At 39.4% G+C, this 11,564-nt stretch carries 12 protein-coding genes and 2 tRNA genes; 3 read left to right on the top strand and 11 right to left on the bottom strand.

Going from position 1 to position 11,564, the window contains the following annotated elements; all coding sequences use genetic code 11:
• Window positions 1-6: 6 nt before the first annotated feature.
• The 8 genes from mltG to BMY21_RS01975 form a co-directional block, all read right to left on the bottom strand.
• Complete coding sequence (mltG, locus tag BMY21_RS02010) at window positions 7-1,071, bottom strand: endolytic transglycosylase MltG (protein ID WP_074640394.1); 1,065 nt, start codon at window positions 1,069-1,071, stop codon at window positions 7-9.
• Window positions 1,068-1,259, bottom strand: coding sequence for a hypothetical protein (locus BMY21_RS02005; RefSeq protein WP_074640392.1), 192 nt, complete (start codon window positions 1,257-1,259; stop codon window positions 1,068-1,070). Before BMY21_RS02005 ends, mltG begins: the two co-directional genes overlap by 4 nt.
• The gene (locus BMY21_RS02000; RefSeq protein ID WP_074640390.1) at window positions 1,256-2,188 is read right to left on the bottom strand and encodes an MBL fold metallo-hydrolase; all 933 of its coding nucleotides are present in this window, start codon (window positions 2,186-2,188) and stop codon (window positions 1,256-1,258) included. The genes BMY21_RS02005 and BMY21_RS02000 overlap by 4 nt, the downstream gene beginning before the upstream one ends.
• 149 nt (window positions 2,189-2,337) lie before the next feature.
• Window positions 2,338-2,419 (bottom strand) — tRNA-Tyr (locus tag BMY21_RS01995).
• A gap of 6 nt (window positions 2,420-2,425) precedes the next feature.
• Window positions 2,426-2,498: transfer RNA gene (locus BMY21_RS01990), tRNA-Thr, on the bottom strand.
• Between the two features lie 76 nt (window positions 2,499-2,574).
• On the bottom strand, window positions 2,575-4,146 hold the full coding sequence (locus BMY21_RS01985; RefSeq protein ID WP_177177693.1) for a glycogen synthase: 1,572 nt from the start codon (window positions 4,144-4,146) through the stop codon (window positions 2,575-2,577).
• 25 nt (window positions 4,147-4,171) lie between these two features.
• Window positions 4,172-4,552 carry a chorismate mutase gene (gene aroH, locus BMY21_RS01980; protein WP_074640386.1) on the bottom strand — a complete coding sequence of 127 codons (381 nt, stop codon included), beginning with the start codon at window positions 4,550-4,552 and terminating at the stop codon, window positions 4,172-4,174.
• A complete protein-coding gene (locus BMY21_RS01975; RefSeq protein ID WP_074640384.1) occupies window positions 4,553-5,257 on the bottom strand; it encodes a hypothetical protein in 705 nt (234 codons plus the stop codon).
• 76 nt (window positions 5,258-5,333) lie between these two features.
• Between BMY21_RS01975 and BMY21_RS01970 the strand changes: the two genes are divergently transcribed.
• Both BMY21_RS01970 and BMY21_RS01965 read left to right on the top strand, forming a co-directional pair.
• Complete coding sequence (locus BMY21_RS01970) at window positions 5,334-5,708, top strand: hypothetical protein (protein ID WP_074640382.1); 375 nt, start codon at window positions 5,334-5,336, stop codon at window positions 5,706-5,708.
• Complete coding sequence (locus tag BMY21_RS01965) at window positions 5,705-7,129, top strand: CCA tRNA nucleotidyltransferase (protein WP_074640380.1); 1,425 nt, start codon at window positions 5,705-5,707, stop codon at window positions 7,127-7,129. Before BMY21_RS01970 ends, BMY21_RS01965 begins: the two co-directional genes overlap by 4 nt.
• Here the strand turns inward: BMY21_RS01965 and BMY21_RS01960 are convergent.
• The 3 genes from BMY21_RS01960 to BMY21_RS01950 form a co-directional block, all read right to left on the bottom strand.
• Window positions 7,126-7,743 carry a response regulator transcription factor gene (locus BMY21_RS01960; protein WP_074640379.1) on the bottom strand — a complete coding sequence of 206 codons (618 nt, stop codon included), beginning with the start codon at window positions 7,741-7,743 and terminating at the stop codon, window positions 7,126-7,128. The two genes, BMY21_RS01965 and BMY21_RS01960, sit on opposite strands and share 4 nt — an antisense overlap.
• A 66-nt stretch (window positions 7,744-7,809) precedes the next feature.
• Window positions 7,810-8,628: a sensor histidine kinase gene (locus BMY21_RS01955; RefSeq protein ID WP_074640377.1), complete on the bottom strand. Its 819-nt coding sequence runs from the start codon at window positions 8,626-8,628 to the stop codon at window positions 7,810-7,812.
• Between the two features lies 1 nt (window position 8,629).
• Window positions 8,630-9,238: a hypothetical protein gene (locus BMY21_RS01950; protein WP_074640375.1), complete on the bottom strand. Its 609-nt coding sequence runs from the start codon at window positions 9,236-9,238 to the stop codon at window positions 8,630-8,632.
• A 63-nt stretch (window positions 9,239-9,301) separates the two neighbouring features.
• Here BMY21_RS01950 and BMY21_RS01945 point away from each other — a divergent pair, with 63 nt between their 5' ends.
• Entirely contained in the window at window positions 9,302-11,536 is a 2,235-nt protein-coding gene (locus tag BMY21_RS01945) for an ATP-dependent helicase (protein WP_074640373.1), read from the top strand.
• Window positions 11,537-11,564 lie beyond the last annotated feature (28 nt).

Below are 11,564 nucleotides of genomic sequence, written 5' to 3'. Positions count from 1 at the left end.
CTACCTCTACTTACCAGACTTTTTTGTATAAAGGCTGTGGCTTTGAATATGTTCATCAAAATTGGTTGTAAACACATGACGACCTGCTGCAGGATCTACAACCTGGAAGAAATAATAATTTGTCTTAGGTGTATTTGCGCTGGCACCGAGAGCTACAAGTCCCGGATTTGAAATAGGTCCAGGAGGAAGACCTGCCCATTTGTAAGTGTTATAAGGATTATCTATTTTTGTATCTTCAATAAGGATACGATCCGGATGAGGACGGCCTTCAATTTCTGTAAGAATATATTCAACTGTAGCACACGAATAAAGTCCGATACTTCGGCGAAGACGGTTTTTGAATACACTTGCAATTAAAGGAGCTTCATCTTCTACACGATATTCGCGCTCCACTATTGAAGCAAGAGTAACTGTTTCATATAAGTCAGCACTGTTCATCTGAGAAAGGCCTTCGATATCTCTTATTCTGCTGAAGAAATTATCAATCATAAGTTTTGCAACAGATTCTGCTGGCATACCGGCGGTTAGAAAATAAGTATCGGGAAACAAAAAGCCCTCGCAGGTTTCACCTGCAATTCCATTCTGTGCAGCAAAATCAGAATTCTTACAAACTGCAATAAAATCAGCTGCAGAACAAATACGGTTTTCTTCAAGTTCAGCAGCAATTTTAGAAATTGTAAGGCCTTCCGGAAGAGAAACTTTTATATACTCCTGCTGACCAGAAGAAAGTTCCTGCTGGATTTCTGCAATATTCATTGAAGGACTTATATAATAAATTCCGCTTCTGAGTACAAAAGGCTTATCAGCATCTTTACCATAAAGAAATACCTTTAATTTTGGATATCGTGCTGTGTAATAAAAGAGTTTTTTGTTACGGATAAGTCCGTTTGTCATTAAGTTTTCACCGGCTTCAGAAACAGACATTCCGCTTGGAATCTCAATTCTGACCTTAGTACCATCATCAACAGATGCAACCGGTTTACTAAGATTTTTAACAAAACAAACAGAAACTCCGATACTTCCTGCCAGTACAATAAAAAGAATCAGAAGAATAGATAATATTTTTTTCATGAGTAGAATCTTTTAACCTCTTCAAGTGAAAGACAATTGTAAATGGAATCTTCCAGTGTTTTATAAAAAAGCTCAAGACCCTCTGGTAATTCTTCCTGCTTTGTCCTCAGATATTTTGCGAGAAGAAACAATTCCTTTTTCGAAAATGAATAATCTAGTATGGTTATATCTTCATTATCAACTATCATAAATCAATCTCTTGTGATTCCTTTGCTAAAAAAATCTCAATATCAGAATGATTTATATATTGAGCATACCATCTTGCAGCCTCAAGTATTGAATTGAGCTTTTTATCATCATAAACAGGCTCATGATGAAAGAGATACACTTTTTTAATATTCCAGTAAACGGCAAAATCAATTGCATAACAGAATGAAGAATGTCCCCAGTTTTCTTTCCGGTACACTTCTTCTACTGTATATTGCGAATCAATTATAATTACATCTGCATTTTTAAATACAGCCTCGCCTTCATTCTTTCCCTGGTAATCTGTAGATTTTAATTCTACGTCTGTTGCATAAACAAACTTCTTACCGTTATTTTCAAAAGAAAAGGCATAAGAATCACCAGGATGTCGCATTTTATGAGAGTTTATTTTGATTCCATCAATATTGAACTCTTCATCTTCATAAATACGGGTAAAATGAATGTCTCTGGCAAGAGTTTTTCCTACAGTAGGAGGACTATAAGGTTCTGCTACCTGATCCCAGAAATATTCATCTGCATCATCAAAATGTGAATAAACTTCAAAATGACACTTAGGATTATAAGCATGATCAAAAAATGGAAAGCCCTGAATATGATCCCAGTGAAAATGAGAAAAGAACAGATGATAATTTGAAGGACATGTTCTAGCCTTTCCCATTGCACGAAGACCTGTTCCGGCATCAAGAATTATATGAGTATCGTTATTTACAAGTTCTACACAGGCTGTATTTCCGCCTGCTGTTCCGAAAATCCATGAAGGAAGTGATGAAACAAACTTTGCTCTGGTTTCCGCATTTACAAGATCTTCTGGTTTTGCCCTTTGAATTGCGGCCATAATTTTTGACTGAACCTGTTGCGGAGACAACGGTGTTGGAACCGAACCTCGTACACCCCAGAAATAGATTTGCATTTTCCCCCCTAATTCACATTTATAAATTAGATTATTTAAATTTACCCTATACAAGAGTTTTTGTCAAAACATATAGCTGGATTTTTGATTTTTTATAGTTTAAAAAGGGCATAAAAAAAGAGTTAGAAGATATCTAACTCTTGAACTACTGGGGAGTAGAGGACTCGAACCTCTGGAGACGCGAGTCGAGGGATTTACAGTCCCTTGCAATTGCCGCTATGCGAACTCCCCATTTTAAGCTGCCTGTAGGATTTGGACCCACGACCCCGAGATTACAAATCACGTGCTCTACCAGCTGAGCTAAGGCAGCAGATTTATTTGTTTTGTTCAACTCATTGCGTCGAACGTGAGTCTTATATTATAGATTTATGATAATTTAGTCAATATCATTCTTTACTATTTTTTAAAATTTCTTTAAAAAATGGCAAATATTTTTTCTGAATAACTGTTTTCCACAGGTATTCATGATGAACGCTGTATGCACCGCTCTTAACCATTCTTGAAATCTGACTTGGACGCAGCATTTTAAGCATGATTATTTCTGAAAGCTTTGCAATGAGAACACCTGCTGTATTGCTGTCATAAAGGAAGCCTGTACGGCCATCAATGATTTTATTAAGTCCACCGGTTTTATGTGCAATTGGTACAGTTCCATAAACCTGGCCAATAAAATCTTCGAGTCCACATGGTTCAAAATAACTTGGGAGAACAATAAAATCACTTACAGCTGTTGCAAGGCGCACAACTGTCTGATTATATCCGTTCATAAAGGTAACCTTTCCAGGATACTTTTCGCAGAGGCGTACGATATCTATTTCTAGACGTGGTTCGCCCTGCCCTGCAAAAATAAATCTTACATCAGGATAGTTTTCAAGAATTGCAGGAACAGCTGCTGTAAGTACGGCAATTCCTTTCTGGGTTGTAATGCGGCCATGGTAAGCAAAGAAAATCTCTTTTGTGTATTCTGTTGAACAGTCGAGTTTTCCGTACTTCTTAATTCCGGCTGCCTTGAAGTTATCAGTATTTACAATATTCTGAATAAAGAATTTACGGCACTTAAGTTTTCCTTCAAGATCATTCTTTTCCGGTTCAAACTCAAAAGGAAGTTTTGAAACCTCCTTTAATGCAGGATTGTAGCGGTCAAAATCAAAACCGTTTGTAATTCCTTTGATTTCAACATGATTTGAAGCAAAAATCGGAGCCAGACCTTCTGTAGCTTCAGTGTTTGCTGGATCAATAAGTTCACGGGCATAATCTTCAGAAACTGTTGTAAGATATGCACCGGAAGCTGAGGCAATAAGGAATGGTTCAACTGCCCTTCCATTCATTGCTTTTTCAAGCAGTGGAGTTGAAAGACCTGTATACCATGCAGCTTCACCAATACTTGTAAAACTGTGATGATAGAACGGACCTGCATTATGAATTGTAACTACGGAATTTGTCTTTTTAAAAGCTTTTGAAGCTGCAATAAAGGCAGGAAGCATTGCAGTTGAAGCATCCTGACAATGAAGGATTTCAGGAATATCTGAACGGGAGATTATTGAGCCATAGGCACAGACTGCTTTCTGGAAAAGCACATCAAGATAAAGTCCATCTAAATGGCCGGAACCTTTTTTATGAGCCGGATTCTGTTTTTCTTCGTTTTCTGTGTAGGTATAAACAGCTTCCTTATCTGCAAAAAGAGGATGATTGATAAGAACGACATCAAAGTTAGAAGTACTTCTTGCTGTTGTATACTGGATTTTTTCTTTTCTGCCGCAAAGTTCTACCTCTGCAACTGTTTCAAGCTTGTTGAATTCAAAAAGAGAATCCAGGCAGGTACATTTATATACAGGTATAAAAAGTGTTACCTTGTGCTTTAAATCTGAGAATTCCTTACACAGTGAAAATGTTACGTTTTTTACACCGCCGGCTTCTGCGATTCCGGCGCATTCCATACTTACTACCCAAATCTTCATAATCATCTCCTCCTGTTACTTCCGGTTACCTGTTTGAAAAGTCTGGACGGAGTTTCTCAGCTCCATTCAGGTATACGTTATGACGCTCAGCCGAGCTTTCATCTACATAAGTTGTAAGCAATGCCCTTACTACCAGCGGCATACCGCCTTCTATAAAGGCTTCCTGACTGCAGAAAAGCGGTACTGATGTTATATCAAGTCCACAGTCACCACGGCGTAATGCAGTTGCAGGATTCAGTTTTGTAATATCGTTTGTAATTGTAAACTGAAGTGAAACAATATCCTCTGCTTTTATTGAATTACGTGTAAATAATTCGCGGCACATAAGGCATACATTTTCAGTAATGTTCTCTGGTGTGTTTTCTACACAAACCGCTCCCCGGAATGCTGCTAATCGTTTTTCCATTTATAAAACCTCCGGCATTTCTGTCTGCTCTGTCAGCTGAGACTCAACTCCATACGACGGATTAAGCTGGTCTGGCTGCATATTTGAAATTCTTTTATACATATTATAATCAGGCAGCTTTGAGTTCTGAATTGAAAAAACAGATACATCAAGCTCTGGAAAATCCTTGTAAATCTGAATACCGCGTAAGATTTCTTCACGACGCAGGGATTCCGTTCTGAAAGCAGTATTTGTCTCGGCACGGTTGAGTATATAATTTGCAGCATGCTGAGCTAAAGTGCCTGCCGCTCCTTCAAGGTAAACTGCAAGATCTGCATCATCTGTTATTTTATTCAGTTCCATAAGCTCCACAACAGCTTCTGGAGAAACTGTAAGCTGAATATCAAAGGTAATGCTGTAATCAAAAAGACCCTGTGCATTATAGATTGAAGCATAAGCTTCACCGGAAGGTAGCGTACCTGAAATTGTTTTTTGAGTGCTGTACGGCTTTATATGAAAGGTTTTAAGAGTTGCATTTGTTGGAAGGAGGAACTGCCAGTGCCAGGCAAATTCTCCGTTTAAGACAGGTTTTTCGTCTACTCCACTGGTTTTGGAAACAACAATTCCGATAGTATCTGGTTTTACACGGAATTGAGTCCATCCGACATAAAAAACGGCGCCTGTGAAAACCGCAAGAATAAAAACACATGCTAGAAATTTCTTCATAGACCTGTACCCGAACAATCAATATTATGTTATTATATCAGTAGATGGCGCCCGTCTTCAAGCAAAAACAGATTATATGGCTAATAAACTGAAATTCAAATACTCAAAAAAACTTCTCTCAAATACCCTTACCTACAAGTTTTCCATGACGTTGAATCTTGCAGTAACGGCTTTTTGTGTAATTCTCATAACTCTTTATATAATTGGTAATTATCAGAATTTTCAGGATGAAAATCAGCAGTGGATTCTTACAGTGCTGTCTTATGTGGCTATATTTAACAGCCTCTTTTCGATTGTACTGCTGGTTGAAACGGCAATTAAACTTTTCACAGAAAAACATCAGATAAAAAATATTATAAATATGATTGCCTTATTTTGTTCTGCAGTGTTCTGTATCTTCTGCACGGGAACCTCTAATATCATAGGCTATATTTCCGGAGGCATCAGATGAGTACAAAAAATATAAAACTTCCTCCACTGCTTATTGAGTTTGGAAAAATTTTTACGACAGCCGGTTATAAAGCATATCTTGTTGGCGGTGCAGTCAGAGACATGTTCATGAAAGTTCCTGCCCATGACTGGGATGTTGCTACAAACGCTACTCCTCAGGATGTAATCAAGCTTTTTAAGTTTGTCGTACCAACAGGAATAGAACACGGAACAGTAACCGTACATTTTAAGGGCACAGAAATTGAAGTAACAACCTTCAGAACAGAAGCAGGCTATTCAGACGGCAGACACCCTGACAGCATAAATTACGCTGCAACAATCGAAGAAGACCTTGCCCGCCGCGATTTTACCATGAATGCAATTGCAGCCTCTCTTGAAGACGGTGCGGTTGTAGACCCATACGGCGGTCAGGAAGATATAAAAAACCGTCTCATAAAAACAGTTGGCGTAGCACATGAGCGATTTATGGAAGACGGACTCCGCCCTGTACGAGCCCTCCGCTTTGCTTCAAAACTTAATTTTAGTATAGAAAATAATACATATTCAGAAATCTTCAAAAAAGAAATTCAGGAAAAGGCAGCATCAATTTCTATTGAACGCTTCCGCGATGAGTTTGAAAAAATAATGGCATCTCCAAAGCCGTCTGTAGGCCTTAAGCTTCTGGAAGAAACCGGCTTAATGTCTATTTTCCTTCCAGAGTTTATGGTATGCCGCGGCTGTGTTCAGTCTGACTACAGAGCCTTTCATAAGTTTGATGTAATGGATCATCTTTATTATGCCTGTGACGGAGCCCCTGCAGATAAGCTGAATGTACGTCTTGCAGCCCTCTTCCATGACATCGGAAAACCGGCCGCTAAAAAACTTGTAAAAGAAACAGTTCTAGACGGCGATAAAAACGACGGAAGCACAAAAGAAATTGAAACAATTACCTTTTACAATCACGAATCCTATAGTGAAATAATCACTAAGCAGGTAATGACACGACTGAAGTTTTCAAATGAAATGATAAATAATGTGTGTCATCTTGTAAAAGAGCATATGTTTCATTATGAAACCAACTGGTCTGAAGCAGCAGTAAGACGTTTTATAATCCGCACAAAACCAGAATGTATGGAAGATCTTTATGACCTCCGCATGGCAGATATGTACGGCATGTATAATGAACCAGTGGATATCCGTTACAGTGCAAGTATTCAGCTTCTTTTAGAGCTTAAGGAACGTGTACACTCTGAGCTTGAGAAAAAGACAACACTTTCATTGAAATCTCTTGCAGTAAACGGACGAGACCTTATGGCAGCAGGCATTCCCGCAGGAAAAGAACTTGGACGGATTTTAAATGAACTTCTCGAATGCGTTATTGAGGATCCTGAAATGAATGATAAGGATCGTCTTCTGGAAGTTGCAAAAAGACTGTCGAATTAACCGAATTTAGCAACGAGTTCTTCGTGTCCGCGGCAACCGGTTTTACTGTAAATTCTTGAAAGATAATTCTCAACGCTTCGGATTGTAAGATTCAACTCAGAAGCAATCTGTTCATTTTCCTTACGCTCAATAATCTTTTTAAGAATATTCTGTTCCTGCTTTGTAAGACTATCAAGAAGACTTCTGTACGTAAAAAGTGAAGTAACAAGAGTCTGCTGTACATAGCTTCCGCCATGAACAACTTCGTAAACAGCCTTTAAAAGTTCGCTTTCCATACTATCCTTTGAAACAAAGCCAAGAGCACCATTATCAAGTGCAAGACTTAAAATTCCAGGATTAGTATACATTGAATATACAACAACCTTTGTAGAGGTATATTTTTCTTTAACAACTTTTAAAATATCAAGACCACTGCATTCACCAAGATTCAAATCAAGAATCAAAATATCCGGCAGCTTGTCTTTAACAGCAAGTTCTGCCAGTTTCTCAAGCGCTTCATCTCTGTCTGAAGCAAAGCCGCAGCATTTATATTCCGGCTTTCCAGCAAAAAACTGTCTTATACCAAGATTTGTAAGAGAATGATCTTCTACAACAAAGAAATTCACTTCTTTCATTTTATTACCTTTTCAATATCTTAATAATTCTTTACCCTTTTGTAATCAGTATATACGCATAAAATCCTATGAATTTTTCACAGTGCTGGCAGGGTCAACCGTGATTATAGTAATCTGAGTTCCCTCGCCTTCATGTGAATCAATCTCAATTTTAGCACCAATCAATTCAGCACGTTCAGCCATTCCAACAAGTCCGAAATGATTTCCATCAGTTCCGCGTGCCTTTATCTGCTGAGGATCAAAACCTTTTCCATCATCACAAATAAAAATGTAAATTCCTTTCTGTTCATCTCCATTTTCGTTACGCAAAAGAAGAGTTACCTCAGAAGCCTCTGAATGCTTAATTACATTTGCAAGAGCTTCCTGAATTATTCGGTACAGATTAAGATTCTGTTCCTCACTTAAAAAATCTATATCAAGCTGATCCGGTATTGCTAGGCGGAATTCAACTTTTGAATGCTCACGGAAGTTCTGTGCAAGATTCAAAACATTTGCAGCAAGATCGTTTCTGATTACATCCGGAGGAGCAAGGTTATAGCTAATATTTCTTACATGCGAAAGAGACTTTTCGAGTAATTTTGAAATCTGAACTCCATTTTCCCCCTCTATTTTTTCTGAAAGATTTCTGCAATAGCGCAGGTCCTGTGCAATTGTATCATGTAATTCTCGTGCTATTCTTGCCCGTTCTTCTTCCTGACCTTTAATTGCATAACGCAGATAACGGCTGGAATTTTTAAGCCGTTTTCTAGACTTCATGTACTGAATGGCAAAAATAATTACCAGTATAATCGTGATGAAAAAAACGATATCAAAAATTACAAAGAAAGTTGTATATTGATGAATGACATTCTGTAAACGTTCTAATTCCTGTTCAGAGATTACCATATCACAACTCCTTTGAAGGTCCAAAATACTTTTCTGTTAATTTAAAAACTCCGTAGCCGGCGAATGTGGTTATGAGACGGTCCGTAAGTGAAATCGGAATCTGTGCCAGAATACAGGAAGCAAACAGACTGAATTTCTGAGAAACAAAACTGTCGGTAAACTGTTTGATAGGAGCCATAGCATCAGGAATATCCAGATAAGTAAAACGGAAATAATCAATTGTACCGCCAAGAAAAATAGTAACAAAAGAAGAAATCAGGGAAATCAGCAGAAGATAAAGAATAGTAACAGGCACGCTGATTTGAAATTCTTCCTTCTTTCTGGCAAAGGCCCAGGTTACAAGAACAATAGCCGCTCCGCAGACAGAAAAACACATATTGGTAGGAGAAATAATTCCCCTTACCAGATAATTAAAAATTGTATCAACAAAATTAAAAAGGATTCCTACAACGAGCCCTGGAACAAGCCCAAGATAAAATACAATTGCAACTGTAAAAATAGTATCGAAAAAAAGTGGAATATGCAGAACATCAAAAAACAAAAGCGTTGATAACATATTCAGAACAATTGCAGCTAAACAAAATAAAGCAATTTTCGATCTTCGTTTCATATTATCATTATAGTCTATTTTGCATAAATCTCCTATAATTATTTTTGGGTTTGGGACAATCTAATGAGTAACGAAGATTTTAATTTAGACAATTTGAATGAAGAACAGAGAGCCGCAGTTACCACAACAGAAGGCTACGTCCGCGTAATTGCCGGAGCCGGTTCCGGTAAAACCCGGGCTCTCACCTACCGTTTTGCATATCTTGTAAACGAAATCGGTATACTTCCTTCCCACATTCTCTGCGTTACTTTTACAAACAAAGCCGCCGCCGAGATGCGAAACCGAATCCGTAAACTCACAGGCGACAACGACACCGGCTATATTTCCACCTTCCACGGTTTTTGCGTAAGCGTACTTCAGGAAGATTCACACGCCGTCTCATATCCAAAAAGCTTTCTCGTCCTGGACAACTCCGACATAGACTCAATGCTCCAGATAATCTACGAGGAGCGCGGACTTACCCTTCGTCAGATGACATTCTCCAATGCCCGCGACATGATTGAAAACCGTAAACTTTTTAAAGAGCCGCATTACTACGAAGACCTTATCCGCATGAGCCTGGACGAGATACATCAGAAATACCTTGCCGCAACCCGTGCCGACGATATAATTTTTTACGGTTATCTCTATCAGGAAAAAAAGTGCTTCGGCCTCGACTATAACGACCTTTTGAAATTCGTACTCTACATCTTCCAGATAAACGATGAAATCCGTCAGAAATGGCAGGAGCGTCTTGAGTACATTATGATAGACGAATTCCAGGACATCGACTTTATTCAGTATGAGCTGATGAAAGCCCTCTGCCCTTATCATAATAACCTGTTTGTTGTTGGCGATCCCGACCAGACCATTTATACCTGGCGCGGCGCAGATATCCGTTACCTCCTCGAGTTCGACAAAAACTTCCCTGCCGTTCAGACCATCATGATGAACCGCAACTACCGAAGCACAAAACCAATTCTCGATGTCGCAAACAGCCTGATTGATAAGAATAAAGGCAGAATAAAAAAGAATTTAATTTGTGGTAATGAAGGGGAAAGCCTTCCCCTCGCTCGCACTGCGTCGCTCGCTACCCCTTCTGCGGGGGACACCCCCGCAACGCCCCCGTTGCCATCATACTTCCATGCAAAGTCCGCAGAAGAAGAAGCAGAGAATCTCGTAAAGAAAATCCGCGAGCTCACAGAAAACAATTTCGCCCCAAGCGACATCGCAATACTCTACCGCGCCCATTACATCAGCCGCACAATAGAAGAAGTGTTCCAGCGCGAAAAAATCGCTTACACCTTAAACTCAGGAGTCCCATTTTTCGACCGCATCGAAATTAAAGACTCACTCTCCTACCTCCGCATGATAGCTTACAAGGACGACCTTTCTTTCCTACGTGTAGTAAACTCTCCGAAGCGAAACGTAGGAGAACGGCGCATAAAGTTCCTGAAGGAATACGTTGCAGAACATGGCGGTTCACTTTACGAAGCCCTTAAACTTTCTGCAGGAGACGAGCTTTTTGCAAACACAAAGGCACAGTCCTTCATAGACCTCATAGAAAACTTTTCTGCCACTTACCACAATATGCAGATTTCAGAACTGTTCAGCCATGTAATGAACCAGAGCGGATATGAACTCGCATTGAGAACAGAAGGAAGTCAGGAACGCCTCGACAATCTTGCAGAACTCAAGCAGTCAATTTATGAATACGAAACAAGCTGCGGCGAAGAATGTACACTCGAAAATTATCTTGCCCACGCTGCTCTTTATACAAATGCCGATATTACGGCGCACAAAAATGCAGTTCGCCTCATGACAATTCACACAGCAAAAGGACTTGAGTTCCCCGTAGTTTTTATTGTTGGAATGAACGAAAACATGTTCCCAAGCCAGAAGGTCGACAGCCTCAAAGCTATGGAAGAAGAACGTCGGCTTGCATTTGTTGCAGTTACCCGCGCCCAGAAACGGCTTTACCTTTCAGAAGCAGAAGGCTTTACAAACAGAGCCGGCGGCCGCTATCCATCTCGTTTTATTTTTGATATTGATAAATCTTTATTAAATTATGAAGTCGAATTACCACCACAGCTGCTTACAAAAACCAGACTCTATATCCAGGAATCAGATTCCATCCTCGCAAAAAAATCCGAGCTTGCAGACCTCGCTGTGGGCGACACCGTAGAACACAAAATCCTCGGCCGCGGCACAATCCTGGCAATAGATCAAACCGCTGCCACTTACACTGTAAAGTTCGAAAAAACAGCAACGCCCCGAAAGATGAGTTTCAGGGCGCCGCTAACAAAAACATCAACATAACGCTGTGATTTCGACAAACTCAACCACC

The sequence above is a fragment of the Treponema bryantii genome, from assembly GCF_900111035.1.
GTDB classification, from domain to species: Bacteria; Spirochaetota; Spirochaetia; order Treponematales; family Treponemataceae; genus Treponema_D; species Treponema_D bryantii_C.
The sequence above is the reverse complement of the archived record's forward strand: the minus strand, read 5'-3'. Positions and strand labels throughout refer to the sequence as shown.